Below are 26776 nucleotides of genomic sequence, written 5' to 3' on the forward strand. Positions count from 1 at the left end.
ACTAGTCCTCTTGTTGAGGCAAAAGAATCCCTTGATAACTTTCAATCTTACCTAAAGCATCCTCGTTCAATGAGTACACAGCTGTACTTTCTAATCTAATAGACTCCCCAAACAATTCTTTTGGCGTAATATTTATTTTCTTAATAAATTGGAATTGGTCATCTTTTTTATGATTATCACCCAGCACAAGGCGAATTTTTTCGTAATCATCGTAGAAATACTCTTGTAAGAGAGGAATGATTGAGTTTTTAAAGATATCTGCTAGTCGTTCAATTGAGTTTGAATCTCCATTTTTCAGAGAAGTGAAAAAGGCATGTCCAATAGTATGCTCTCTATCAAAAAGAAACTCAATTCTTCGGTTAATAATATCTAAGACATCTCCGACATTAACTTCTTTCCCGTTTTGACGGATTACAACATCTTCAACGGTTCTGCAATCTGGCATCATTTCTATGAAGTTGAATCTTCTACGTAATGCTGTATCCATCAACGCAATTGATCTATCAGCAGTATTCATTGTTCCTAGAATATAAACATTATTCGGAACTCCAAACTCTTCCTGAGAATATGGTAAGAAAGCACTCAACCCCTCTGTTTCACCTTTTCTCTTTGTTCCCTCAATTAAAGTAATTAACTCCCCAAAAATTTTAGAAATGTTCCCTCGATTAATTTCATCAATAATAAAAACATAAGGTTTATCATCAACGAGAGAGGCCTCGTCACAGAATTTCTTAAATACTCCAGGGACAATTTCATATTCTATTGATTTCTTTTCTTCCTCTCCTGCCATTACAGGTCTAATCCCTTCAATGAACTCCTCATAACCATACGATTGATGAAAGGTTGTAAAAGCAATTCTCCCTTCAGTTTTTAATGTATTGAATCTATCGAGCACTTCTGCATAAGATTTTTCTTTCAATTTTTCAATTGAAAGCCCATCACAGATTGCAACTGAATAATAGGCAGTATAGTACGTTTTCCCTGTTCCTGGAGGGCCATATAATATAGAGTTTTTCGCGAAAGCATTTCCTGATTGATTCAAATCATATGTCGTTACTGGTTCTTCATTAATCATTAAACTACCCTCTTTTTCTTTAATTCTGTTTTCTCTAACTTCTAAAATATGTTCATAGTAAGGCATTAGTTCAGCAATTGCTTGAACAGTTTGCATTAAAATGTCTGAGGTATTTCGGTCTATAAACGGTCCAGTTATTTCCTTAACAATCTGAACTTTTTCTAATTGGTCAAGTTCCTTACGTACTTCCTGAGTATCAATACCAAATTTTTTGAATGTATCCGTTTGTCTAGCTTTCACACTTGCTTGATAATACAAGTTGTCAGTTTTTTCGATAGGTATATCTAGAATACTATTATGAATTTTATAAACTTCTTTGTCAGAAAAAATGGAATCCTTTTTACACTGAGAATCTTTTGCTTCCACTCTGACAGATAGAGTTACTCCCTTTTGCTTGTTATATTCTGGATATGCATTCATTGAAATAGAAATACTATGCGCTAAATCATCGTATCCGGCTTTCTTAAATTCTATCCAAAAGTACTTCATAAGATTTCCCGAATTTTGCCAACCTGTTGATTTCCCTGCTGTATAACCAGGAAGTAACTTCTCGATATATTTCCCATATTTGTTAAATTCTCGATAAGCTGTTTGCCCAACTTTTTTTATTTCTTCCATTTCAGCTTTTTGGTCACCAGCTTTTTCAGGATCACTGTAAATTCTTCTACAATAATTTTTCAAAAAAGTATATACAGTTCCAAAATCAATGCGAGAGTTTGGAATTGATTTTACTTGTTGATAAACTTTCTCTAAATTATTTATATATTCTCCTTTGATTTCGATACCTGAAGCTTGTGGTCTCCATGTTTGCTTCGGAAACACAATTTCTAGTAAATCAAGCGAAATATAATTATTTTCAGTTTCATCCTTCAGCCAATCAAATTTAACATCAATATGATTCGTTGTCAGTCCTTCTTGGGCCTTCTTAGAATCATAATGAGGTGCTTCATATGAAGCTCTTTCAACATGTCCGTGACCAATGATTCCCACTTGGCTTTTTAATAAGAATACTTGGTCTCCTACATTGGGTTGTTTACTACTACTCGTCCACGATTCAATGACTGCCTTACCTTCTTTTGCAGCTTGCACCTTTTCCTTATAATCAGGCCAGTTCCAATTATCTGGATTCCAAGTTAATAAATATGCCTTTTTCATTCTTAATCCCCCCACGAATATCTAAAAGTTGATGATAACGGTTTCTTTTCAATTATAATCCATCTTATCACTTATGTGAATAGGAAAAAATATGAGTTCCGTGTATATTTTTCTGCGCTTTTCATTTATTAAATTGAAAGTGTCTTTAAAACAAGAAATTAAATTGGTAAAATACAGATGTACGAACCACTTTAAGGAGAACGAACATGATGAAAAACAAAATTTTATTAGGTTCTGTAACGCTTCTATCTGCTTTATTAGTAGCGGCTTGCGGGAACGACAAAAAGAATGCGCCCGAAACAACTGCGGCTCCAACAACAGAAGTAACTACAACTGTAACAACTACAACCACTCCTACAACAACGGCTGGAACTTCTGAAACAAAAGAAGTTTCACTTGCAGACACTCAACGTGTAGGCCGCGGGGATGTCGGTTATTTCAACGTTCCTAAAGACTGGGTAGAATACAAAGACCCAAACGGTGGCCCTCAATTCCAATACGCTACAAAAGATCCATACAATATGATTACAATCAATGGATATGGCAAAGACCAATTAACCGTCAATGCTGGGGAAACTTTCGGGGCTGAGTTACTAGCTAATCGTTTGTATGAAGGCTGGCAACACAATCCTAAAGTCGAAAAAACGCAAAAGGAAAAGACAAAATTTGCTGGCGAGGATGCTTTCCTTATTAAAATTCAATTGAAAGAGGACAAATACATGTTCCAATGGGTTTTCCAAAGAGGCGAAAAAGTATACGACGTTTTACTGGAAGGAACAGAGAATACAGTCGCAACATTAAAACCTATTCTTGAACAATCTTGGAGCTTAGACCCAAAATTTCCTAGACAATACTAAAAGAGACTGATTCGCACATTTTCACAGTTCGAGAAAAATTGGCTCTCTATTTAAATTCAATCTAAAGAATGGTAAAATAACCTTGTGACAACAACTTTTAAGGAGAACAATCATAATGAAAAATAAAATTTTATTAGGCTCTGTGACGCTCCTGTCTGCTTTAATGGTAGCGGCTTGCGGAAACGGAGAAAAGAAAGCAACGGAAACAACGGCAGCTCCAACAACAGAAGCAACTACAACTACAGCTGCACCAACTACAACAGCACCGACAACTACTGCTGGCGCTTCTTCTGAGACGGCTGAAGTTTCACTTGAAGATACTAAACGTATCGGACGTGAAGATACTGGTTATGTCAATGTTCCTAAAGACTGGGTAGAATTCAAAGCTGCCAATGGTGGCGATCAGTATCAATATGCTGCATTAGATGGATATAATATTGTGACATTAAACGTCTTCACTAAGGACAAATACCAACCTGTCGAAGGTGAAACGTGGGGCGCAGAAATGATTGCAAACCGATTATATGGTACATACCAAAAAAATCCTAGCATCGAAAAAATCCAAGGTGCCAAAAGAAAAGTGGTCGGAATGGATGCTTTTCTAGTTCAAATTCTTACAAAAGATGGTAAATATTTCTTCACCTGGGTCTTCCAAAAAGACGACAAAGTGTATTCAACAAGCTTTGAAGGAAATAAAGAAACACTTTTAAAAATGTTTGACTTAATTGAACAAACATGGGGATTAGATCCAAAAACTCCTGGAAAATAATCAATCGTTACTGAGACTAATCATAGTGATTAGTCTCTTATTTTATACTCTTTTTGCTATTATTTAAATTCCATCACATTAATGGTAAAATAGACCTATAACAACTGTTAAGGAGAACAATCATGATGAAAAACAAAATTTTATTAGGTTCTGTGACGCTTCTATCTGCGTTAATGATAGCGGCATGCGGAAACGGAGAAAAGAAAGCAACGGAAACAACTGCAGCTCCAACAACAGAAGAAACTACTGCTACACCAACTACAACAGCACCGACAACTACTGCGGGCGCTTCTTCTGAAACAAAAGAAGTTTCACTTGCAGATACTAAACGTATCGGACGTGAAGATACTGGTTATGTCAATGTTCCTAAAGGCTGGATAGAGTTCAAAGAAATCGAAGGAAACAACCCACAACAGTATCAATACACAGCAGATGGATACAATGTTGTGACATTAACTGGCTACTCTAAGGACCAAGTAAAACTTGGGAAAAATGATACCTGGGGTGCAGAATTGGTTGCGAACCGTTTATATACTACATACGAAAACAATTCTGAAATCGCTAAAATTCAAGGTACGAAATCCAAAGTGATTGGAATTGATGCTTTTGTCATCCAATCTCTCACAAAAGATGGAAAATATTTCTTTACCTGGATCTTCCCAAAAGGTGATAAAGTATATACAGTAGCCTTTGACGGAGACAAAAGCACTCTTCAAAAAATGATTGACTTGATTGAACAATCATGGGGCTTAGATCCAAACACTCCTGGTAAATAATCAATCGTTAAATACCTGAGACTAATCCATGCGATTAGTCTCTTTTCTTATGCTCTATTGTCCCTCTTTTTAGCCAAAAATTTTCCTAGTTGATTTTTTATTCGCACGTGATATAATACAAGTATAATAAATTCGTTAAGGAGAACAATCATGATGAAAAATAAAATTTTATTAGGTTCTGTAACGCTTCTATCTGCATTAATGGTAGCGGCTTGCGGAAACGGAGAAAAGAAAACAGCGGAACCTGCTGCTGCACCAACGACTGAAGTCGCTAAAGAAACTACAGCTGCACCAACAACTACTGCTCCAACGACTACTGCTAAAACAACAACTCCTGGGACTTCTTCAGAGACAAAAAAAGTATCACTTGAAGACACTCAACGTGTTGGGAAAGATAATATTGGCTATGTCAACGTCCCTAAAGACTGGGTAGTATTCAAAGCCTCAAACAACCCTGATAACTTCTATTATTCGTCACCAGATCAATATAATATTATGTATCTAGAGTCTTATTCTAAAGATAAAGTTAAACTTAATGATGGTGAAACGTTTGGCGCAGAGTTAATTGCCAATCGTTTGCTCAATGGCGTTAAAAATGATAAAGAACAAACTAGTGTTCAAGGCGTGAAAGCTGATTTTGCGGGAGAAAAAGCTTACTTAATAAAAGCAACATTCTCCGATGGTAAAACTATGTTCGAATGGATTCTCCAAAAAGGGGATATCGTTTATGTAGTCTCAATCGAAGGTACAGAAGACATGGTTAAATCGTTAAGACCAGTTTTTGAACAATCTTGGGGCTTAAATGCAAAAACTCCTGGACAATAATATAAAAACCAGGTATTAACCTAATCAAGGAGAAAAACAATTTGAAAAACAAAATTTTATTAACCTCTGTAACGCTTCTATCTGCATTAATGGTAGCGGCTTGCGGAAACGGAGAAAAGAAAACAGCGGAAACTGCTGCTGCACCAACTACTGAAGTAACGACAGTTGCACCAACGACAACCGCTCCAACTACAACTGCCAGCGCTTCTTCTACAGAAAAAAAAGTATCATTTGAAGATACTCAACGTGTTGGACGTGAAGAATCTGGTTATATTAACGTTCCTAAGGACTGGGCCACATACCAAGATAAACACACTGGTTCTCAATTCCAGTTTTCTTCACCAGATAAATACAATATTTTATCAATGAACGCGTACACTAAAGATTCCGTTAAACTAAAAGATGATGAGAAATTCGGTGCAGAATTACTTGCCAACCGTTTGTATAATAACTGGGAAAATAACAAACAAGTGAAACAACTACAGGGAGTAAAAGCTAAATTTGCTGGAGAGCAAGCTTTCTTAGTAAAAGTAGTATTTACGGACGGAAAATACATGTACGAATGGGTTTTCCAAAAAGGTGAAAAAGTATATGCAGTTGCCCTTGAAGGCACAGCAGATACAATCAATACTTTAAGACCTTTCTTTGAACAATCATTTGGCTTAGATCCAAACACTCCAGGAAAATAATGACTAACATACTAAAAGAGACTAATCACACATTGATTAGTCTCTTTCTTTATCCTTATGCTCTTGTAGCCCACTCTTCTCGTAAAACTCCATACTTCACACTATCATAATACTGCCCTTGATAGTAACGGACTTTACGAATTTGCCCTTCTTTTAGGAATCCTAATTTCTCAGCAACGGCCATCATCGCACCATTTCCACTCCAAGTCGTCATGCCAATATGTTCAAGCGCATCAGTTTCGTGGAAAATGGCATCCACCCACTTCGTTAGCGCAGTAGTCGCAACCCCTCGGCTCCATAACTGGTCGTCATAAATCACAATCCCGATTTCTAGCCATCGTGTTGCTTCGTCCACCCATGATTTTGAAACCATCCCAACAGGCTGACCGTCAACTACAATACATCTGCAATCTTCGCTCATTAAAAAGTCCGCAATCGGGCTTGCTTCAAAACTTTCCGCATCATCAAACTTGCGATAGTCATTAAAATACGGCGCGTTAAACTTCGTCCACGCTGGATGGTCTGTTGAAAAACCACTCTTCCAAATCGTTTCAAGGAAGCTTTTGTTAAAAGGAACTAGTTGCACCTCGGTCGTTTGCTTTAAGCTTTCCACTGATTCATTCCTCCTTCAACGTTTACCACATCAAACCCTTTTGTCTCCAAGAACTGGCAGGCCCGTTCAGAACGCATGCCACCTTGGCAAATCACATAATAGCGTTTCGATGAATCCAGTTGCTCATATTCTTTATCCAACGTGCTTAGCGGCGCATTCAATGCACCCTCGATATGCCCTGCTTGGAATTCATCCACTTCACGAACATCTAAAATCGTGATATCCTCTTTTTGATGCAACGCTTGAAATGCTACTGGTTCAATTCTTTCCATTTTCTTACTCCCTTTCTCCTGCTTCATTTTCTCTCACTTCCTACTGTATCGTATTCCAGCGAAAATACAAAGCGCCATGCACGAATCCATGCACGGCACTGTCATTATTTAATGTTATGTTTGTTCATCTTTTGTTGGAAAATTCCAGTGATGATTTCACGCAATTCTTCGCGTTCTTTTTCAGGAAGTTCTCCTTCTTGTTTTGCGACTGCGTAAAGTTCAGGATTTTCTTTCGCGATGCGTTGAACAGTTTTGGTTGTCGCATGACCTCTGACTAAGAACGGAATTTTCTTAATCCATTCTTCTGGCACTAACGCTAGAATTTTCTTAGCCGCTTCTTTATCCGTCAACACCGCTGTGCTCAACCCTTTTTTAATTTGTTCTTGCTCTTTTTCTGTAAAATCTTTTAAATCCATCTTTTATCCCCTTTTCTAACTCTAATCTCTACTCTATTTATTATAATCAAATCGGATTACTTGTGCATCCACATCAACTTGAGCATGTACTCCAAAAGGAACAATACAGCGTGGTGTAGCATGTCCAACATTCATATTGTAAACAATAGAGACCTCTTTGTCCTCTAGCTCCTCTAGCAGGATTGCTTTGTATTCTTCATAATGAATTTCATTTTGAGGTTTACCCACCAACACACCAGAAACTACATCAAAGATTCCATACTGTTTTAAAGCTTGGATCATCTTTCGATACAACTCAACACTTGGTAGTTCCCCGCTTGTTTCCAGCAACAGAATTTTCCCACTCCAGTCTTCAAGCGTTGGAAATAGCTTATATTTCTGAGTAAGCTGTACAGAATCTGCATATAATGAAGAATCGAAACAATCATACATTGATTCCAAGCATCCTCCTAGAATTGGCCCGCTAAACTCAGCATTTCCTTTTAATAATTCGAACCCTTGATTTGGAAAACTTGGCGTCGAAACGCCTAATCCCTTTTCACTAAAATCTTCTCTTTCTTGATACCAAATGTCACTTGGACGAATTTCTTTAATTCTTCCCGTTGTCAGTAATTCCTCAAAATACGATTTCGTATATGGGAGCATTTCCGTTGAAAGTTCACATACATCTGGTAAGAAAGCCTGTCCATAAAAGCTTTGAATGCCAACTTTATGTAACATTAAATGATTCATTGTTGTATCTGAAAAGCCTAAAAAAATCTTCTGTTTAGCAACCTTTTTAAGCGCGTCCTGTTCAAATAAGTAAGGGAGTAGGCGATACGTATCATCCCCGCCAATCGCAGTTAAAATCATATCAATCGAGTCATCTTGAAATGCAGCTAGCAAGTCTTGCGCTCTACATTCTGGATGCTGCTTAATAAATTCAAGCCCTTTTAAAGCATGGGGTAAAAATTCAACTGCTACACCGTACTCTTCTAAACGTTTCTTTCCAAGATTGAGTTCATGCTGAATGAAGTTCTCTCCCATTATTCCGCTAGACAAACTAACGATACCAATCTTCTTTACTTTCATGTGTAATCCTCCTTAAGTGCGGATTAGTACTCTCTATAGAAACAGGATTCGGCTCACTACGTTAATGGTACCGCAGTGATTCCAAACCCTGTCTCTTTAAGTTTGCTATTAATACTACCATAGGTGCTGTTAGGATTCAATCCCACATCTTATCCTATTTTTACGTTCCCTAAAGGATTCCTACGACCTCTCCACATATTTTGCATTATCCATAATAAACGGCTTCGCTAGGCCTTCTCCGGTATAGTCTTGATATTTCGTTTCAAGATACTTGTAGACATCTTCTTTCGTCTTAAATTTAATCGTTTGGTATGGTTCCTCGAAGGTGAGTTTTTCAACAAAGAGGAACCCGTCTCCCGTTGGTACTAAGACTCCCACGTGGCCGATAAAGAGCGATTCTCCGTCCAAATTATCGTGAATCACGACTGAGAGCATACGCGCATTCTCGTCAAAAGTAAATTGCGACAAGAACTGTTCCATCTTCTTAGCATGCGTCTTCACGTCTGTTGTCGCTTCCGTTTCCACACGCGAGAACAAACGATTCAAGTCTTCTTTTTCATCCGCACTAAAGAGATGTCCCTTGTCAATCGCATCATTATCGATAAATAAGAGCTCGCTATCCGCAGCAATCTTCGGAATCGTAATCTTATTCTTCAACAACGCATACGTATTGATACGGCAGTTCGTTCCAACAAATTCGCCGTGTTTTGCAGTCCAGAGCGCGCTGATTTTTTCGACGTCATATTCCGTTTTTGTAAACGACGCAAAGTCCCCTTGCAAACCTGTCTCGCCGACAATCTCATTATAGTCATTCACGAACTCGAAGAACTTCTCCACACTTTCTTTATCTAAATATGCGGACAACAACGCCTTCACTTCTTCAACGCTTGAAGGATTGCTGATATTGGTATAGGTCGCAACCCATTGCGGTGCTTCCTGCGATTGTGCCGCTACGGTTGTCGTCTCTGGAGCTACCTGTGTCGTCGTTTCTTTTTGCGTCTTAGCGCATCCTGCTAAGCCAATCAGAACGGCTGCACAAAGTCCTAATTTTACTGTTTTCGAAATACTCTTCATTCTTTTCTCCCTCTCACTGTCGTTTTCTACGATTACCAAGCGATTCATCCTCAACTTTAAGTTCTCCACGGCATTTGTGGATATTCCCTCCATACTTCTTTTCCTAGAGGTAAGTCTTTGATTTCCCCGATAGACGGATCGAGCTCGTAGGCTTGTTTCAAGGTCACTAACATCAAGTCCTCAATGGTATGCTCCTCGTTGCATAGAAACTGCCACATGCCATCGTCCTCGTCGTGACTTACATATAGAATCGGTTGTTCTCCTCTTGCAATATGCTTGCACAGTATCGTTGCCGTATTTGAATCTTCACGAAATGGAAAACTCATAACCATCCTCCTAATCCTACTTGTATTGAGCAACCATTGAATGCGGTTTCAACTCTCTCACTTATAATCTATCCTATTCTCTAGAAAAATACAATAAAACCTCTGTGAAATTTAGGAAAACCATATAAAAAAAACGAGCACCCGAAGATGCCCGTTTCGTTTTAGAATAAATCAAAAATTAACTTGAAGTTTAAGATGGTTAGGATAACGGCTACCGTGTATCCGAGGAAGGTATTCCATTTGGCGTTGGTAAACTCGCCCATGAGTGATTTCTTCGAAGTGAAGTAAATCAATGGGAAAATTGAGAATGGTAACGCCACTGATAAGAATACTTGTGAGTACACCAAGAGTTGGTCCAATGTTTTTTCTTGCGAACCGAACAACATCGCTACGACGATTACCGGTAGTAAGGCGAATAAACGAGTCACAAGACGGATAATCCATTGTGGAAGTTTCATATGTAAGAAACCTTCCATCACGATTTGTCCTGTCAATGTTCCTGTGATGGTTGAGTTTTGACCACTTGCTAAAAGCGCCACGGCAAAGAGTGTCGATAATGTCGAACTTGCGACCGCACCGGCAATCTTCGAATCTTGCAACGCATTGTACATTTGCGAGAAGGCAGAGATTTCAGATGCGTGTCCGAAGAATAACGCTGCCCCTAAGATTAATAAGAGTGAGTTCACGACGAATGCTAAGCTCAACTGAATGTTTGAGTCCCATGTCATGAAACGAACCGCTTTACGCACGTTGTCTGGATCCGTGTAGTCCACTTTTCTCGTTTGTGATAGTGATGAATGCAAGTATAAGTTATGCGGCATTACGGTTGCCCCGATAATCCCTAGTGACAATGTTAAAATGCTATCGTGTCCAGGAGTTGTTGGTTCGAATAACTGCGCCGTTGGTAGGAATCCTGTGAAAATTCCTGAAATACTTGGTTCTGCTAACGCTACTAAATACACGAAAATTAAAAGGATTGTTAAAATCAACGTTGATACAATTGCTTCGATTTTCTTAAATCCAAGCTTCATAATTCCAAGAAGCAAGAATACGTCCAGAACCGTAATAAAGATGGCCACCATAATTGGAATTCCAAACAAGAGGTTCAAGGCAATGGCTGATCCAAGTACTTCCGCTAAGTCTGTCGCCATCAGTGCTAATTCGACGATCACCCATAAAATGTGACGAAGCCATTTTGGTGCGTGATGCGCTGTGGCTTGCGCTAAGTCCATACGCGTTACAATCCCAAGTTTTCCTGCCATTTGTTGCAACTGCATTGCGATTAATGACGAAATAAGGATTACGAAGAGCAATGTATATTTGTACGAAGCCCCTCCGACCACGCTAGTAATCCAGTTACCTGGGTCCATGTACCCTACTGCTACAAGCGCTCCTGGTCCTAAGAAGGCTTTTAGGTTTTGCCAGAAATTATTATTCTTTGGCGTCTCAATCGATTGGTTTACTTCTGAAAGTGATACTTTTTTATGAGTAGACATCATTTTCTCTCCTTTCTGTTGTAAATAATTTTCAATTTGTGTAAATAATCTGAAAACAAGTCGTGTCCAATAAAAAGCAGTACCTATTATAGCACTCACGCACTCATCGTGCAATGTGAGATGTTACTATAGGTACTGCTTTTTCAAATTATTTTAGGGAAACCTTAATCGGATACCGCTTCACAGCTTGAGGCAACTGCTCTAGCAACGCATCATTGGTTTTGCTTTTTCCCATGAAGAACATGGTCGTGGTTCCATCCTTTTGTTCAATGATGACGACATAACGGGCGCCTCCACCTTTTCGACCGCGCATGAAATCAATCGAAATCCGGCGAATAGATGATAGAGGAATACGACGCTTTTTGAAACAGAATGCCACATGAATGTAAAATGTTCCATTCGCGATATGAAAAGCTGCCATGAACGGACCTCCGCTTTGTTTTGCGGCTGTCCATCGGCGAACGAAAATGACAAGCACACATGTCGCAATAAACACATAACTCACTAGGAATACCAGCGGAATCCCAAATCTCGCTCCACTTTCTATTGTTGCCATTGTCGTTCCTCCTTTGCATCAACGATTCATTATGCCAATTTGTTTTTATATATTTTTGTCGCAATCCATACAATGACGATTGCCATAACTAAAATTCCAGTTTCAGCGATTCCAGCTCCCACGACATTTCGTTGATAGAGCGCTGCAAAGCAATCCGCCATCATATGTAGTAAAACGGCCCCGCATAAATACTTCTTATTTTCTGCGATGACACTGTAATACACGATGATGGTACAGCCAATATGAATCCCCATTGAACTGATTCTTTCGAGAACGGTCATCACAGCTGTTTCAACATTAAATTGTGCCGCCGCTTGAAAACTTTGCATGGCGAAGGCTGCATTCTTCTCAGTAACATGTAATGCAGTTAGCGTAGAATCGACACTTCCATTCTGAATCGATGTCGCAATCACTAAGTAAAGCAGAATTGATGGAAGAACAACTGTTAGAACTTCGATAGCTCCATGCCCAATTCCATACAAAACTGCATTTTCACGGGTGCGGTGTTTTTTCATAATGTATTTTAATACAATATAGCGACCACATTCCTCAAAAATCCCTGCCATCAACATTCCATATAACACGAATGCTACAGTATTTCCATTTAAAAACTGAGAAATAGGATTATCTGCCAGTAAAAAGAAATAATGGAAGACCGATTCAAGAATACGGGCAGAAACAATAAAGCCTAATGCCCCAGCAATGAAATAACTGATTTTCACTTGACCTTTATGACTTTTCATCCAATAAACGGTCGGTAAAATTCCTATTAAAAGAAGCAAAACAATCGTCACGATTAATGAAGGTATCGCCGTTGGTCCAAGAACGATTTGATTAAATCCACTCATGCTTGATCACCGTCCCAAATTTCAATACAGAATCCTTTATGGCCACACTCTGAGCAAGTTAAATTCCGAGTTGTTGGCGTATGCTTTGCAAAGAAAGCTTCTTTCTTTCCTGGTTTAAATTCTTGATGGCACTCAGGGCAAATATATTTAACGTGTTTATAGTAATAGTTACATACCCAAATAAGCCATACCGTTGCCAAAAGAGCCCATAGCGCAAATCCCCACCACATTCCTTTGAAAATCCAGAATGCAATCGACACCCACTGAAGTACTCCGACCACCAATCCTGTTGAAAGGATAATCCTGTAAAGTTTTTTGAGTTGTTTCTTACCTTTCATCACTACTGCTATGTCCGCGATAGATTCAATTGAGAAGGATTCTTTGTTTTGGACTGTCGACTGTAATTCACGCAATTTTTCCAATTGCTCTTGTTTCTCTTGAATTTCTTCCATCAATAAACTTTCCTGTTGTTCTATTAAAATCGAAATGACTTTTTCAGGATGTTCTTCTTCTAACAATTGAGAAATGGCATCGATGGGTACATCCACCTCTCGAAGAAAACAAATCACTTTTAGACGTTGAAGATCACTTTCAGTATATAATCTTCTACCTCCTTCAGAAAGTTCTGTCGGAATCAAGATACCTCTTTTGTCATAATACTGAACGGTTCGAACAGTCACATTGCAAAGTTTCGCAAGCTCACCTGTCGTGTATTTTGACATAGCTTTCACCTCCTTATTGCCTGCATATTACTACATGACGTAGCGTTACAAGCAATACCTGACGCTAGGGGATTTTTTATTTTTCTATTAAATACTATATTAAATGTTCATTTTATTTTTTTCCACCTCTTTTAAGTACGTTTTAGGTTCATGTTGCAAATTATAGTTAACCAAACGGAAAGGAGAAGCTCCCCAACCAGGCGAGCGGTGACAAACAATGAAAACAATCGTAATTATCCCTTCATATGAACCAGAGGAAAAATTAATTCCTTTAACGCAACAACTAATCGCCAAAGACTTAGAAGTAGTCGTTGTCGATGACGGCAGTGGGGAGAAATATCTTCCTATCTTCAACCAACTCACAGGGTCGACCGTTTTAACGCATCCTGAAAATAAAGGGAAAGGCGAAGGCCTAAAAACAGCTTATCGATACATTAAAGAAACATACGCAAACGAGGAAGTGGCTATCGTCACAGCGGACTCTGACGGACAACACAGTCCAGAAGACATCGTGTGCATCGCCACCAGGGCATCCCTTGATAAAGACAGCCTCGTACTCGGCGTTCGAAACTTCGACGGAACCCACGTCCCACTCAGGAGTCGTGTCGGAAACAAAATCACCTTGAAAATTTTCGAACTCACAAGTGGCACGAAAATTAGCGATACACAAACTGGTCTGCGTGGATTCTCAAGCGCCCATTTAGAAAAAATGCTTGAGATTTCAGGATCACGTTTTGAATACGAAATGAATGTGTTGATGGTTTGGGCAAAAGAAAAACGCCCATTCTGCGAACTAGAAATTCAAACGATTTACGAGAACAAAAATGAGGGCTCACACTTTAATCCTCTTCGCGATTCATTCAGAATCTACAAAGAGATTTTCCAATTCGCCCTATCATCAATTCTCTCGTTTTTTCTAGACTACACCGTCTACCCTTCCAGATTTTTATCGGAGTACCACTCGTGACCGCTAACGTCGTCGCAAGGGTGATCAGCGCAGGATTCAACTTCTTCGTGAATAAGAAGTTCGTCTTTGCCAGCGACAAACCGTTTCTAAAAGAACTCGGCGGCTATATTTTACTCGCCAGCTTCTCATTAACGCTGAATACATTGATTTTGATGGGCCTCAGCTACGGATTCGGCATCGGACCACTCATTGGTAAAATCATCACCGAAATCGGGGTGTTCTTCTTTAACTGGTTTGTACAGAAGAAAGTCATTTTCGGACAAGAGAAAGGTGTGCATTATGTCAAATAACAAAAAAGGAAAATCACTCAGAAAAATCTTAACGACCGCTTATACGGCAGTCCTCATCGGGGCTTCGGGAATGGTCGTGGCCGATACGCTCTTCATCTCAAAGAGCCTCGCAAAGTTCAGTAATGACACGGCCGCGGCAACGAACACAGGAACTAGCGCAAGCGGCACGGGAACATCAGGGAACTCAAGTAGCTCTAGTAGCACTGGCACTTCTACAACGCCAACCGTGAGCACGGCGACTGCCTACGAGGACGATACAAAGTCCATCACGATTGACACGTACGAGCGAAATAAAACGCAAATCCACGTCGCAACGGTGAAAATTAAAGGGAACGCCTCGATTAAGACAGCCTTGGCCAATGAAACCTACGGCAGAAACGTAGTCGCGAAGACTTCGACAACCGCTAAAAGCGTGAATGCTGTTCTTGCGATTAACGGTGACTACTACGGCGCTAGAGATGCTGGATATGTGGTTCGTAATGGACAACTGTTACGAAGTGAGAGTCAGAATGCTAGCCAAGAGGATTTAGTCATCTACAAAGACGGAAGCTTCGGCATCATCAAAGAAGGTGACATCACAGCGCAACAGTTAGTCGATAACGGCGCGATGCAAGTCTTGTCATTTGGCCCAGCGTTGATTGAAAACGGCGAAATTTCTGTAGACAGCTCTGACGATGTTGGGAAAGCCATGGCGAGCAATCCGCGTACAGCCATCGGAATCGTCGACGACAGCACTTATGTATTCGTGGTATCAGACGGACGAACCAGCGAAAGCCAAGGACTATCGTTGAAACAATTAGCTGAATTTATGAAAGAATTGAACGTCACTACCGCCTATAACTTAGACGGTGGCGGATCATCATCGATGTACTTTAACGGACAAATCATTAACAAACCGACAACAAACGGTCGAAATATCGAAGAAAGAGAGGTGAGTGACATTGTCTACTTATAAAAAGAAATCAGGACTGACATTCTACACAGTCGCAACGGTGGTGACACTGGTCGTTGGAACGGTGTATGAATTCTTCAGCCACCAAGTCTACTCCCCATTCATGTACTTGCTGTTTATGATTCCACTCGTGCTTGGAGTGGTGCCAAATCTCATCGCAAAAATGACCGGGAAAACTTTCTTGGAATCAGAAGACGCACAAGCAGCCTATAAGATGGGTGTCCTCACCTTCATCTTCGGCAGCTTCCTCAAAGGAGTCTTCGACATCTACGGAACCAGTTCCGTCTACCCAACCCTCTACTTACCAGTCGGTGTATTGCTGCTAGTTGCAGCACTGGGGTTAGAGATGTACTACAAGAAGGCAGTTGCTAAATAAAAAGAAGGCCGGAGCCCTTTATGGGGCTCCGGTTTGTTGTTGTTAATAGATAGTGACTACGCAAAACTAAAAATAAGCAATTTCTGCATCTCCATAATCAATAATATCCATTGTATTTAATGACATTTTCAAGCCAATTCCATGCTCCGATTCTCTAGGAGAACCAAATACTAGCCCAAAAATAAAATCTGGTTCGTCATCTTCTGATAACAAATGTATTCCAAATAATTCTAAAGGTATTTTTTCGCCAAATTCGTTAAAAACTTTCTCTTCTGCTTTATAAAACCACACTCCTGATTTCTCTAACAGTTGATGTATTTTTGTTTGATAACTGTTTGGAAGATTCGTTGCGAATTCAGATATTTCTAAACCATCTGATACCTCTAACCATACTTTTCTGCTTGCTTCTGGAATAGTTACATATGTCCCGAAATTATCATCTAAGACTATTTTAAACTCATTCATATGTTTCTCCTTTAACTATTGGTAATCATTTATACAGTTCTTTCTATAAGTTCTTTCCCCATCCTAACAACATACAACCTCTCATCTTCACCGACAAGCTGGCTAAGTAGCTCAGTTGCTCGCTCTGTTTCTCCTTTAATAGCAGCGTTCAACGCCTTGTAGTAGATGATTTCTAGCTGTGGGTACTTGTATTCGTTCGTTAACGTTTCGAAGTAGTCGTTGCTCTCGTGTGCGATCGTTAGGTCATAGAGAGCCACACTCATCTTTTGCGTCTTTTCGGCCAGCGTAGGGTCTGTTATCGTCAGTCCGCTAATCATCGCATCCAGCTCTTCTCGGCTCAACTCCGGCTGACTCAACACGACTGAACGGATTAGATAGCTTTGCAAGACGTTTCGATATTGCACTTGAAGTCCGTCCCGACTCAAGATTTCTTTGGCCTTTCGAATCGCCGTCTCGAAGTCCCCTGTCATGTACGCCAAGGACACTTCCGACGTTGCCGCGTCTAATCGAAGGACCGCTCTTTTGGCCTCTTTATTCGTCTCGATATATTGTTCCCACGATGCAAAATCCAAATCCACATGCAGCAATTTCGCCACAGTGGTTAAATACCATTTATTAATCAAATAGATGGCAATGGCTAACCCGGCGACAATCACAAGAACGCCCCCTGTTCTCATCGTAATGTCACTGACTGCGAACGTGACGCAAAGAATGAGGAACATTGTCAAAATTCCCGCAACTCTTGTATAAAGCGTATATTTTTTTCGTACTGCTTGATAATCCATATCGTTCCTCCAAAATCGCAATCTGTGTATGATTGCGGTTACAAAATTGTTTATATCTTTAATCAAAAATGACTGTCTTAGCCCATTATCTCATGTTCTCTATTCAGCTTCAATGGCAAACTGCATATTCTTCGGGTCTTTTTCGACAAAGATTTAATATTTTCGCTCGTAATACTTGCTGATAAAAAGCATGATAACGGGAGAACATGCAAGTGAAACTGTTAAAAGAGTTGCCGGCAAATATGCCCCTACTGAAATACAGATAACTGCAATAATTCCCATCAGAAGCATTAGAATTGGAGACATCGTTGCATTGACTTTATCTCTGATTTTTTCATTTCGTTCATCATTCATACTAATTTTGTAATCGCGATCCGTTTTCAGCAGTTTGTGGTGCGTCATCTCTACATATGAAACAGATACACTGATGGAAAAAACAAAAATCAATAATACTCTAACCACTTCATTCAAGTTAAGTGTAAATACTGCCAGCAAACTGCAAATCCCTACTAAATATCCTAGACACCACAATTTATTCGTCTTCATGTTGACCCTCCTCATAAATAAATACTTCTTCAATGGATACCTCAAAGAACCTTGCTATTTTAAATGCCAATATAATGGACGGATTGTATCTTCCGTTCTCTAAAGATCCCACCGTCTGCCTAGATACTTCCAGCGCATTCGCAAGTTCTTCTTGTGTGATTCCTTTTGCCTTCCGAATTTCCTCAAGCCTATTTTTCACATCGTATCACCTCTCAAGATGGAAAGTTTACTTTACATACAATATAATTATTTTTCAATAAAATGTCAAGCTTACTTTCCATCTAGACCCAAAAATACCGGAGCCCTTCGACGGGCTCCGGCTTAGTTAGTTTGGAAAATAATCTATTCTAACCCTATTTCAATCTGTTTTATTCCAGATTTCCAAAGGGGTAATTCTTTTATTAAATATTGAGGTCGTATATCATACTCACTTAATTTTTGAAGGTCTACCCATTCACATTCATATTTTCCTTCATCCAACGTATGAGACGGAACCTCCCCTAGAAGAGTCACTTTATAATGAAATTCAATCATATGATGGAGTTCGCCTTTATAATCAAATCGATTTTCAACAACGAACATCAACTCTTCAACTTCACAGTCTACACCTAGTTCCTCTTTCACTTCTCTGGCTACAGCTTTACGGCTTGCTTCGCCTACCAATATCGCCCCGCCAACTAAGTGATTTTGGTCTTCTACTTTATAAGTAAGCAACTTGCCATCCCTCACTACAATCGCCGTTACTCTAACGCCATATCTATACGTATCTCCTTTTACTCGAAAATCCACGGTAATCACTTCTTTCTGAAAAAATGAATACAACCATTATATCACAGTTCTTTTTGCTTTTGTCTTCCTTGTTAAAAAATGAAGTCTCTCAACAGTTCTTAAAATTGTTCCATATACTATTCGAAACAGCACACTTTTTCTGGTTGTTTTCCCTTAAATCACATCCATTTTTAAGGGATAAATCAAAATGTAAGGGATAATTTGCTTAATTACACAAAAAAACAGGCAAATTTTACTTTGCCTGCTTCCATCAAATTCAACTGTTACGCTCTCTCTTTGAACTCATCGAAGTATAGAACCTCGACTTGTCCAGACCAATCCAAGACACAGCCAACGAAGTCCACAAGGTCTAGCCCTGGCATTTCATAAGTGTCGCCGTCATTGACGCTCCCCGTTGCATCTTCAATATAAGTCACCTTATAGCCTCTGTCTGAAGCGATAATAGCAGAAAATAAGCAGCAATATTCCGCGTTCAATCCCGTAATCACCACTTCATCTACTGGATGGTTCGCAAGAATCGCCTTTAACTCTTCACTCTGGAAAATATTTGGCGAGTCTTTCTCCACGATAAAATCCGCATCCGCAGAAAGCTCTTCATCAAGCGCTCCTCGCTCGTCGCCATTGTAAATAATACTCTCCTCATTCTCATCAATATGACGCGTATGAATAATGAGGTCCCCGCTCGCTTTAAACATCTCTTGTAACTTCAAAATATTCTCTCTAAGCAGGTCAAAATCCCCTCTAGCTAACATTCCTTTTTGACAATCTAAAACAATTAATGCTTTCACTAATCGTACTCCTTTATATGTTTTTAATGAGTTAATTTTCAATTTGATGTTCTTTGATATACAAAATACGGACCAGTATTTAAATATATAAAATGATCTACAACTACCCTAAATCAACTTATATTCATACCACTCTTCATCTACCTTCTGAAATCCCAAAGCCAAAAACATTCTTTGACTTTGAGTATTAAAAGGATATATTTGTGCAGAGACCTTTACCATTTTTTGTTCTTTCGCCAGCTGTATCATTTCAGAAATACATCGTCTTCCAATCTGTAAATTCTGATACTCTTTGCTGATAACTATAGAAAGTTCCGAACTATCTTGGAGTGTCACATCTCCAACTAACACTCCTTCATATTGGATATAATAGCAAGAACCATGTGAAGTTAGGTAATCATACATTTTATGAAGTTTTGTTAGATCGTAAATCTGATCAGTATTATCTACTTGTTTGCATACCTCACTATCTTGATACCAAAGAAGGGAGATGTCATCATTTCTATAATAAGGAATAAGCGTTATCTGATCGTCTACTATTCTATTCAACTTTATTTTTCCTTCTTTCTATTTAGACGCTTCTTCCGATTCTTCAATATTCTCCACAAACCCTTCAACATCTTCAATCTCTACAAACAGCGGGTCTAAGTGACATAAGAAGTGCCAATCTTCGGTGCCGCGTTTTCTGTAGAGAATCGCTTCGCCGTCTTCACTTCCAAAATAGCTTCTATCGACTTCATACCCTTTACTTTCTAAGAAAGCTTTTGCCTTGCGGAAGTTTATCTCTCTGGCTTCGATATAGGCTTTAACTTCATCGTTATTCACGACATAAGCATCGACCTTTGTAGCTCCTTCGACCACTTTATCGTTTTTAACGGATAGATTCGAAATTTCTTTCCAAATAATCTCGACATTTTCTTCAGGTTCAAACGAAAATCTAGATAAAGGGACAATATTTCCATTGAAGACAATTTCCATATAATCCGGCAAGTGTTTAGGATTCACATACTCCACTTCAAACCCATCTTCGTTTTCTAGAGTATACCCTGGAATTTGAGCGACAAAGGCTTTCCCTTCTTCTAAAGAATCAAACGCGACTAAATCCTTTTGATAATCACCTTGATACAATTCCAATATAACCATCGATAACCCTCCTAAACTGTCCTTATCATGATTGTTCAATTATGTTCGCTAAATCATTCTTTTCCACACTCATGTATTCAACTTCTTTTGTTCCTTCATTGTATTGATAGCATCTAAAAATCAATTGATTGCTTGTCTGAAACAGTGTGTCTACCCCAGAGTATTCTCCTCGGCACTTATCTAGCATCATTTCATCAACGAGTTCCAATGTTTTCAAATGAAACACAAACCATCTTTCTTCCGTTGTAGAGAGTACACCATAAGAATTGTTAATCTTCCATACGTTTGATAGCCCGTCCTGTGCAAATACAGGAAATCGTTGACTAGATTTTATTTGGAAATCATGATTCGATATTTTATAAAATTCTGTCGTGTAAAAATTTACCAGCAGCGAACTTTCCTCGTCAATCGTAAAAACATACGCCAAATCCCGTGGAAATTGATGTCTCACACTTAGCTCATGATTCAAAAATTCAAGGCAAAAATCCTGTGAGCCATCCTGTCCTGCTGTCAATGAAACGATGATTCTATTATCAGAGAAGCCCTTAAAAGTTACTTCAGAACCAACAAAGCAATCTTCCAAATCTAAATAAGAATATTGAACATTCTTTTCGTCTCTCACTTCAATCCGAATTTTATGGTCATTTTTTCGATAAACAAACCAAGTTAAGTTATTTCCCTGAGATTGATGGCAACAGATCAAAGTACCTTCTTTGGTATCTAGATTTTCAAAAAAATTTTTGAATTGGTTAGGGTAGTCTATTACAGTACTTTCATTCACTTTTTTTAAACGATTAAGATAAATCACTTATTGTCACCCTCTATCTGAACCTGTGTATGAGCTAGCAAATCTCCTAGATGCCTTTTATCTTTCCTAAAAATTGCCATTGCCAGTAACAACAGTGCAAGTAAAGTTGCTAAAGACGAGAGGATAATAGATATTAAATCAAAATCACTATAGACTCCATGAATAGTTCCCATATGTCCTAATTGCCAAGGTAAAAATTTGATGAGATTTCTAATAAAGCTGGCTTGAATTGTTTTTTTCTGATAGACCAGACGAAGCCCTGCTTTTGATTTCCCAAAACTTCCATTTTTTGCATAATCCAAAAATGTGAAATAAAGCATGATTGGCAGAACACTGGTAAAAAATGTAAGAGTCTGCGCCTGAAATTCTGTTTGCATTGGCACACCATTAAAAACAATGTAGTAATAAGTCATAGCGCAAAGAAACAGAATACCCAAGTAAGTTATGATTATAAGATAATCAAATAGTAGTTCGGTCATTCTTTTTTTTACCGAAATAGGATTAATTTCCAAAATCTCCATTATTTTATCCTCCTGTCTAAGAACGTACAAGTAGTGATATCCTCTCAACATGAAATAAGTGCACTTTAAGTATGCCAAGTGAATCTTTCTGTATCTGGACACATAGCTACAAACTGAAATTTACCATTTCTCATCATTACTGAAAATTTTTAAGTTACTCCAAGCAAATTTCTATTTTAATCCTATCCGGATCTTCGAAATAGACTGCATAATGTTCAGTACCTCCGGCATATGGATATTGATCATCATAAAGCAAAACTATATTCCTCTGAATAAGATTCTTCCTAATTTGATCGATTTTATCCTTAGTTTGACAACGAAAAGCAAGATGATTCAAGCCGATATTACATCTATTGTATCCGTTATTAAGATACTTTTCTTTTGTCTGTACAAAAACAATATAAAATTCGTCCTTTTTATAGGAAAATCCGTCTTTCCATTCTTGAAATAACTCAAAACCTAAAAAGCTAAGTATCCACGAATAGAATTCCTTGGTTTTATCTAAATTACTTACATAAATCTCAATATGATGCATTGTTTTCCCTCCATCTGGTGCCGGAAATATCAATATATTCAATTTTTACTTTGCTGATGCCTCAGCTCGCACAAGCAGTGATACCGCCTCAACATGCGCGGTCATGAAAAACATATCCACATACTTTTTAACAATAACATAAGGTTATCGTTAAAAAGGTTTACCTCTACAAACTGGAATTTGCGTATGGAATCAGTTTTTGCGAAGCTCCATATAGATTGAGGTTTTCTCCTCACCCTCAGAAATCAGGTACTCCGGAAAGTCTTTCTGCTGAAAGCCAAGCCTCTCATACAACGCGATTGCTTTCACGTTTTCCGGATTCGGATCGACCCATACAATCTCTGCACCGTTTAGGAACGCTTCTTTGATTGCATGGGAGAGTCCAGCCGTTGCAATTCCACATCCCCGTGCAAATCCAAACAATTTTATGTCCAGAGCGGCGCTTCGATGCTCTGCGTTGATTTCATAGAACGATTCTCCGCAGTATTTCCCGTCTTCAAAAATTGAATAGTGGTTTAAAGTCGGTCTGTTCGATTTAATCCACTGAAACCAATTTTGCATTCCTTCATCTGTTTGATGTAAGCCGTCTGGAAAACCGACGAACTTCATGACATCCCCATCAGCCCAGAGCTGCTGAACACATTTGATATTCTCAATCATTGTTTCTTTTATCTCAAGCATTTTAAGTCTCCTCAAATTCGATTATTTCTTCGGTTTTGGTGCAGGCAACTCATCATACATTGAATTGAATAAGCCAGTTAAAAATTCTTTGTTGTCAACATTATCTACCAATAGCATTTCCTTTGCTCCATCATACGGTAACTCATATTTTGCATTTGGCATATATGCTATTGCGGATTTAACAGGCTTCACTAAAAACCTATCATCATAAATTCCACCAACAATTTTTCCTCGATAATAAATAATATATTCGCCCATCATTGACCTATATGTTATTTCTTCCAACTCGGATAGTTGTTCTAAAATGAAATCTAAATACTCTTTACTTGAAGCCATAATATATACCTCCAAAATTTGCATTTGTCTACACCGATTTAATCCATGTTACCCGAAAACTTATGAGCATTTTTCCAAGTCTTTCCCTGGTTTAAAGATTCATAATTGGTTTGATTATTATTAATATCCGTAAATCTTAAATGTATTTTTCCTTCAGAATCAATTTCTCCCTCAACTTTAAGAGATGTATCCGGAGCATCAGAAATATAAATCATCCTATTTTCCTCAATTCTTACAAAATACCATAGACTTCTAGCCATAGCCCTATCAACCTCTATAAGTCCATAGTTAGAATTTGGTATTATGATAGCATTTTCAAGAGATAAACTATCTAATATTTCTTGTTTAGTTAGTGGTTTATGAATGGTATCTTTCGCAGGAAGCGTAGGAGAATAATTTTCCTCATAGACAATAGGCTTGCCCTCAGAGTCTAAATTATCATGTTGAACATTCCTATCACTATCTCCTAAGGAAACTTTTACTACATGCCATGTCCTAGTCCCAAGTTCATCCAACATCGCAAGGCTAACCCTATTTCCATCCCACTTTATCCAGTACTTACCTGCTGAAATTGGTGAAAATCCATCATCGAGGGAGGTTTTTGCGCCTAAATCTTCAATAAATAAAGGATTTATCCTTTCAAATAAACTTACATTTGACAAAAGCAAGAACGAAGCCTCATCAACTACTAGCGTATGTTTTTTATCAGGGGAAATAAAAGTATAGTAGGTACTTACAAGATGACCACCTAAAAAAATTAAAGACCCAAATAAGAATCCTGCAATTAATAAAATCCAGCCTGTTACCAGAATAACTCTAGCAATGGTACTAGAATATTTCTTCCAAAATAGCTTTAGAAAAAAGATAAGCCAAGCTACAATCATCAGTAAAAGAATAAATAGGACATCTTCTTGCCTTAATTGTAACCCAAAGAAATCAATTAATATTCTATAACCAGTCCTACTTTTTATATATAAAAGTATCATGGAAACTGCTAGCCATATTAATGTTATTGCTGATAGAATGTATGTTTTTATCTTGTTATTTTTTACTTTTACCATGTTTTTATCCTATAAATTCTAATTTATATTTATTATACCATAAAAAATAAGACTACAGATTTTACTCCGTAGTCTTAGTATATTTTTATATTAACTTATTAACTTCGTTTTGAACCTCTAAATATCCTCTTTTTTGTTCGCTTTTAGAAATTCAGATTTTTCCTTAGCTATCCGCTCTGCCTCTTGTTTAGCAAATAATAGCTTAATTGCCTTATCCCTACGAGCCGCTAAAGTACCAACATCGTGCCGTGTTTTACGCATAATTCCTTCATCAAGAATGAGAATTTCATTATCGTAATCCTTAATTTTTCGATAAGCTTTAGCATAAGAATCATATAGCGCAGGAGCATCATAGCCGTTATATCGAGCTTTATCAAAAAGTGCAATAGCTTCATCTACTTTGCCATTTTTCCTGCGAGATCCCTCTCTATATCCTACGTGCATAATTACACCTCCATCAGGTGTTTATGTTATACAATAAAGGCATTGTTTTTTCAAGTATTAAAAATCCCGATTTGATAAATATTTAGAATAGTAAGCAGTTCAATGTTACGAAGAAACTTTGCCAATCATCTTATCAACTCACCATTATTTAGTCAACCATCTTATCAACTCACCAAATCAATAACCGTATTGGCTGATTACTTTTCAAATTCTCCAATTTCGGATATCTTCCCTCAAAACAAAAAACCGTGATTATCCTTCCGGCTTAAAACCAGACCTCAAATCACGGAAAGCCTTTATTTACTTATCTTATTACACTCTTATTTATCAACCCTTGACATTAATACTACCGTCTCAACATGCGCGGTCATCGGGAACATATCCACTGGTTGCACGTATTGCGCCTCGTATCTGCGTTCCTTGAAGTGGACAAGGTCTCGCGCGAGTGTTGCTGGATTACAGCTCACATACACGATACGTTCTGGGCTAGTTTCACATGCCGCTTCGATAAACGCAAGGTCGAGCCCTTTACGTGGTGGATCCACCACAATCACATCTGGCTGGATGCCTTCTTCCTTCCAGCGTGGCATAATTTTCTCAGCCGCCCCCGTTTCAAAGTGCACATTCGTCACGCCGTTCAGTTTCGCATTTTCCTTGGCCATCACAATCGCATCATCCACGATTTCCATGGCGTAGACTTTCTTCGCATCGCGGGCAAAGGCTAAGCTCATCGTCCCAATGCCGCAATACGCATCCACGACGGTCTCGCCGCCCTTCAAATCCGCAGCGTCAATGGCTTGTTGATAGAGCACTTCGGTTTGCACGGTATTGACTTGGAAGAACGAACGCGCGCTAATCTTGAACGTGAATTCGAACAACTTCTCTTCGTACACATCTTCCCCGAATAGCACTTTCGTCTCACGTCCCATGATGACGTTCGTTGGCTTCGGTTGGATGTTTTGCACGATAGACACCACTTCCGGATGCGCTGCCGTAATGTCTCTGACAATCGCTTCTGCTTGCGGCAACACCTTTGTTCTCGTCACAAAAATAATCATCACTTGCTTCGTACGCAAGCCGCGTCGCACGATAATATGCTTCAAGTCGCCAGTATGGTTCGCTTCATCATACGCCACCACTGGATACTTTCTCAAAATATCACGTACGGCCACAATCAAGCGGTCAATTTCAGGGTCTTGAATATGGAAGTCTTCAATAGGAATTAAGTCATGCGAGTTCTTCTTGAAGAAGCCTGTCGTCAACTGCCCGTCTACCGTACGTACTGGGATTTGCGCCTTGTTTCGGTAGCCCAGCGCACACTCCATTCCAAGCGCCCTACGCACTTCTAATGCTGGCATCTTCGCGATTTTCGTCATCACATTTTTCACTTGTTGCTGCTTGAAGGCCAGCTGACTCTCATACGTCATATGTTGCAGCGGCATTGTTCCCACACGTGTTCCAAGGGAGTCTTTGACCTCCACGCGATTCGGGCTCACTTCCAACCACTCCTCCACACGCGCGTAGCCATAGCTTTTTCCAATTTTCATCGTCTTCACACGAACGACTTCTCCAGGAATACTATTTTCGATAAATAGCGGGAAGCCATCGACCTTCCCGACTCCAAGTCCTTCATGCGTTAAATCTTCAATTGTTACTGTATAAAATTCGTTTTTCTTCATTTCTGTTCCTCCAGAGTTTATCACGTTTATTATACCGTCTTTTAGCGGAAATAAAAAGGCTACTCCAACA

Annotated in this window: 35 protein-coding genes and 1 pseudogene; 9 read left to right on the forward strand and 27 right to left on the reverse strand. The window is 38.9% G+C overall.

The features are described 5' to 3' along the window. Nucleotide 1 precedes the first annotated feature (1 nt). Entirely contained in the window at nt 2-2230 is a 2229-nt protein-coding gene (locus O3793_RS07575; protein ID WP_371446547.1) for an McrB family protein, read from the reverse strand. A gap of 206 nt (nt 2231-2436) precedes the next feature. Here O3793_RS07575 and O3793_RS07580 point away from each other — a divergent pair, with 206 nt between their 5' ends. The 5 genes from O3793_RS07580 to O3793_RS07600 all read left to right on the forward strand — a co-directional run bounded on the left by O3793_RS07580 (nt 2437) and on the right by O3793_RS07600 (nt 6146). Then, complete coding sequence (locus O3793_RS07580) at nt 2437-3087, forward strand: hypothetical protein (protein ID WP_371446548.1); 651 nt, start codon at nt 2437-2439, stop codon at nt 3085-3087. 115 nt (nt 3088-3202) lie between these two features. Continuing rightward, the gene (locus O3793_RS07585; RefSeq protein WP_371446550.1) at nt 3203-3856 is read left to right on the forward strand and encodes a hypothetical protein; all 654 of its coding nucleotides are present in this window, start codon (nt 3203-3205) and stop codon (nt 3854-3856) included. 122 nt (nt 3857-3978) lie between these two features. After that, nucleotides 3979-4632 (forward strand): hypothetical protein, encoded by a 654-nt coding sequence (locus O3793_RS07590; protein ID WP_371446552.1) that lies wholly within the window; start codon nt 3979-3981, stop codon nt 4630-4632. Nucleotides 4633-4782: 150 nt separating this feature from the next. After that, complete coding sequence (locus tag O3793_RS07595; protein ID WP_371446554.1) at nt 4783-5457, forward strand: hypothetical protein; 675 nt, start codon at nt 4783-4785, stop codon at nt 5455-5457. 41 nt (nt 5458-5498) lie between these two features. Continuing rightward, nucleotides 5499-6146 carry a hypothetical protein gene (locus tag O3793_RS07600; RefSeq protein WP_371446556.1) on the forward strand — a complete coding sequence of 216 codons (648 nt, stop codon included), beginning with the start codon at nt 5499-5501 and terminating at the stop codon, nt 6144-6146. Nucleotides 6147-6201: 55 nt separating this feature from the next. On the opposite strand, the gene O3793_RS07605 is transcribed toward O3793_RS07600, so the two are convergent. The 10 genes from O3793_RS07605 to O3793_RS07650 all read right to left on the reverse strand — a co-directional run bounded on the left by O3793_RS07605 (nt 6202) and on the right by O3793_RS07650 (nt 13540). Continuing rightward, on the reverse strand, nt 6202-6759 hold the full coding sequence (locus O3793_RS07605) for a GNAT family N-acetyltransferase (protein WP_371446557.1): 558 nt from the start codon (nt 6757-6759) through the stop codon (nt 6202-6204). Next, nucleotides 6747-7031, reverse strand: coding sequence for a rhodanese-like domain-containing protein (locus O3793_RS07610; protein WP_371446559.1), 285 nt, complete (start codon nt 7029-7031; stop codon nt 6747-6749). The genes O3793_RS07605 and O3793_RS07610 overlap by 13 nt, the downstream gene beginning before the upstream one ends. Before the next feature lie 104 nt (nt 7032-7135). After that, entirely contained in the window at nt 7136-7447 is a 312-nt protein-coding gene (locus tag O3793_RS07615; RefSeq protein WP_371446560.1) for a hypothetical protein, read from the reverse strand. A gap of 33 nt (nt 7448-7480) precedes the next feature. Beyond that, a complete protein-coding gene (locus O3793_RS07620; protein WP_371446562.1) occupies nt 7481-8518 on the reverse strand; it encodes a S66 peptidase family protein in 1038 nt (345 codons plus the stop codon). A gap of 180 nt (nt 8519-8698) precedes the next feature. Then, on the reverse strand, nt 8699-9592 hold the full coding sequence (locus O3793_RS07625; protein WP_371446564.1) for a DUF4300 family protein: 894 nt from the start codon (nt 9590-9592) through the stop codon (nt 8699-8701). Between the two features lie 56 nt (nt 9593-9648). Then, the gene (locus O3793_RS07630; RefSeq protein WP_371446566.1) at nt 9649-9918 is read right to left on the reverse strand and encodes a hypothetical protein; all 270 of its coding nucleotides are present in this window, start codon (nt 9916-9918) and stop codon (nt 9649-9651) included. Nucleotides 9919-10079: 161 nt separating this feature from the next. Next, nucleotides 10080-11414 carry an Nramp family divalent metal transporter gene (locus O3793_RS07635; protein WP_371446568.1) on the reverse strand — a complete coding sequence of 445 codons (1335 nt, stop codon included), beginning with the start codon at nt 11412-11414 and terminating at the stop codon, nt 10080-10082. A gap of 148 nt (nt 11415-11562) precedes the next feature. After that, entirely contained in the window at nt 11563-11970 is a 408-nt protein-coding gene (locus O3793_RS07640; RefSeq protein WP_371446570.1) for a hypothetical protein, read from the reverse strand. Nucleotides 11971-11999: 29 nt separating this feature from the next. Next, entirely contained in the window at nt 12000-12818 is an 819-nt protein-coding gene (locus tag O3793_RS07645) for a YhfC family intramembrane metalloprotease (RefSeq protein ID WP_371446572.1), read from the reverse strand. Then, nucleotides 12815-13540, reverse strand: coding sequence for a MerR family transcriptional regulator (locus O3793_RS07650; RefSeq protein WP_371446574.1), 726 nt, complete (start codon nt 13538-13540; stop codon nt 12815-12817). Before O3793_RS07650 ends, O3793_RS07645 begins: the two co-directional genes overlap by 4 nt. A gap of 217 nt (nt 13541-13757) precedes the next feature. Here O3793_RS07650 and O3793_RS07655 point away from each other — a divergent pair, with 217 nt between their 5' ends. The 4 genes from O3793_RS07655 (at nt 13758) to O3793_RS07670 (ending at nt 16125) form a co-directional block, all read left to right on the forward strand. Beyond that, nucleotides 13758-14507 (forward strand): glycosyltransferase family 2 protein, encoded by a 750-nt coding sequence (locus O3793_RS07655; RefSeq protein ID WP_371446576.1) that lies wholly within the window; start codon nt 13758-13760, stop codon nt 14505-14507. Beyond that, nucleotides 14504-14797 (forward strand): GtrA family protein, encoded by a 294-nt coding sequence (locus O3793_RS07660; RefSeq protein WP_371446578.1) that lies wholly within the window; start codon nt 14504-14506, stop codon nt 14795-14797. The genes O3793_RS07655 and O3793_RS07660 overlap by 4 nt, the downstream gene beginning before the upstream one ends. 70 nt (nt 14798-14867) lie before the next feature. After that, the gene (locus tag O3793_RS07665; RefSeq protein ID WP_371446608.1) at nt 14868-15752 is read left to right on the forward strand and encodes a phosphodiester glycosidase family protein; all 885 of its coding nucleotides are present in this window, start codon (nt 14868-14870) and stop codon (nt 15750-15752) included. Beyond that, nucleotides 15733-16125: a hypothetical protein gene (locus O3793_RS07670; protein WP_371446580.1), complete on the forward strand. Its 393-nt coding sequence runs from the start codon at nt 15733-15735 to the stop codon at nt 16123-16125. The genes O3793_RS07665 and O3793_RS07670 overlap by 20 nt, the downstream gene beginning before the upstream one ends. A gap of 66 nt (nt 16126-16191) precedes the next feature. Here the strand turns inward: O3793_RS07670 and O3793_RS07675 are convergent, their stop codons facing one another. From O3793_RS07675 to rlmD, 16 genes and pseudogenes are all read right to left on the reverse strand, one after another. After that, complete coding sequence (locus O3793_RS07675; RefSeq protein ID WP_371446582.1) at nt 16192-16590, reverse strand: hypothetical protein; 399 nt, start codon at nt 16588-16590, stop codon at nt 16192-16194. A 29-nt stretch (nt 16591-16619) separates the two neighbouring features. Continuing rightward, nucleotides 16620-17312: a hypothetical protein gene (locus O3793_RS07680; protein WP_371446610.1), complete on the reverse strand. Its 693-nt coding sequence runs from the start codon at nt 17310-17312 to the stop codon at nt 16620-16622. A 216-nt stretch (nt 17313-17528) separates the two neighbouring features. Next, complete coding sequence (locus O3793_RS07685) at nt 17529-17921, reverse strand: DUF2178 domain-containing protein (protein ID WP_371446583.1); 393 nt, start codon at nt 17919-17921, stop codon at nt 17529-17531. After that, a complete protein-coding gene (locus O3793_RS07690) occupies nt 17908-18120 on the reverse strand; it encodes a helix-turn-helix transcriptional regulator (protein WP_371446584.1) in 213 nt (70 codons plus the stop codon). The genes O3793_RS07685 and O3793_RS07690 overlap by 14 nt, the downstream gene beginning before the upstream one ends. 143 nt (nt 18121-18263) lie before the next feature. After that, nucleotides 18264-18710 (reverse strand): NUDIX hydrolase, encoded by a 447-nt coding sequence (locus tag O3793_RS07695; protein ID WP_371446586.1) that lies wholly within the window; start codon nt 18708-18710, stop codon nt 18264-18266. Nucleotides 18711-18973: 263 nt separating this feature from the next. Further along, entirely contained in the window at nt 18974-19498 is a 525-nt protein-coding gene (locus O3793_RS07700) for a cysteine hydrolase family protein (RefSeq protein WP_371446588.1), read from the reverse strand. Nucleotides 19499-19606: 108 nt separating this feature from the next. Continuing rightward, nucleotides 19607-20047 carry a GNAT family N-acetyltransferase gene (locus O3793_RS07705; protein WP_371446590.1) on the reverse strand — a complete coding sequence of 147 codons (441 nt, stop codon included), beginning with the start codon at nt 20045-20047 and terminating at the stop codon, nt 19607-19609. A gap of 18 nt (nt 20048-20065) precedes the next feature. After that, entirely contained in the window at nt 20066-20641 is a 576-nt protein-coding gene (locus O3793_RS07710; RefSeq protein WP_371446591.1) for a hypothetical protein, read from the reverse strand. Between the two features lie 25 nt (nt 20642-20666). Then, nucleotides 20667-21449, reverse strand: a complete 783-nt coding sequence (locus tag O3793_RS07715; RefSeq protein WP_371446593.1) for a hypothetical protein — start codon at nt 21447-21449, stop codon at nt 20667-20669. After that, nucleotides 21446-21970: an RDD family protein gene (locus tag O3793_RS07720; protein ID WP_371446595.1), complete on the reverse strand. Its 525-nt coding sequence runs from the start codon at nt 21968-21970 to the stop codon at nt 21446-21448. Before O3793_RS07720 ends, O3793_RS07715 begins: the two co-directional genes overlap by 4 nt. Nucleotides 21971-22124: 154 nt before the next feature. Next, entirely contained in the window at nt 22125-22505 is a 381-nt protein-coding gene (locus O3793_RS07725; RefSeq protein WP_371446597.1) for a VOC family protein, read from the reverse strand. A gap of 192 nt (nt 22506-22697) precedes the next feature. Beyond that, a complete protein-coding gene (locus O3793_RS07730; RefSeq protein WP_371446598.1) occupies nt 22698-23186 on the reverse strand; it encodes a GNAT family N-acetyltransferase in 489 nt (162 codons plus the stop codon). 21 nt (nt 23187-23207) lie between these two features. Continuing rightward, nucleotides 23208-23522, reverse strand: a complete 315-nt coding sequence (locus tag O3793_RS07735) for a TfoX/Sxy family protein (protein WP_371446600.1) — start codon at nt 23520-23522, stop codon at nt 23208-23210. Nucleotides 23523-23560: 38 nt separating this feature from the next. Continuing rightward, nucleotides 23561-24583, reverse strand: coding sequence for a hypothetical protein (locus O3793_RS07740; RefSeq protein ID WP_371446602.1), 1023 nt, complete (start codon nt 24581-24583; stop codon nt 23561-23563). 117 nt (nt 24584-24700) lie between these two features. Beyond that, nucleotides 24701-25012 (reverse strand): annotated as a pseudogene (locus O3793_RS07745) (DNA polymerase III subunit epsilon); the annotation flags it as partial. A gap of 335 nt (nt 25013-25347) precedes the next feature. Then, entirely contained in the window at nt 25348-26706 is a 1359-nt protein-coding gene (gene rlmD, locus O3793_RS07750; RefSeq protein WP_371446604.1) for a 23S rRNA (uracil(1939)-C(5))-methyltransferase RlmD, read from the reverse strand. Between the last annotated feature and the right edge of the window lie 70 nt (nt 26707-26776).

Source organism: Granulicatella sp. 20925_1_28 (assembly GCF_041433575.1).
Lineage (GTDB): Bacteria > Bacillota > Bacilli > Lactobacillales > Aerococcaceae > Granulicatella.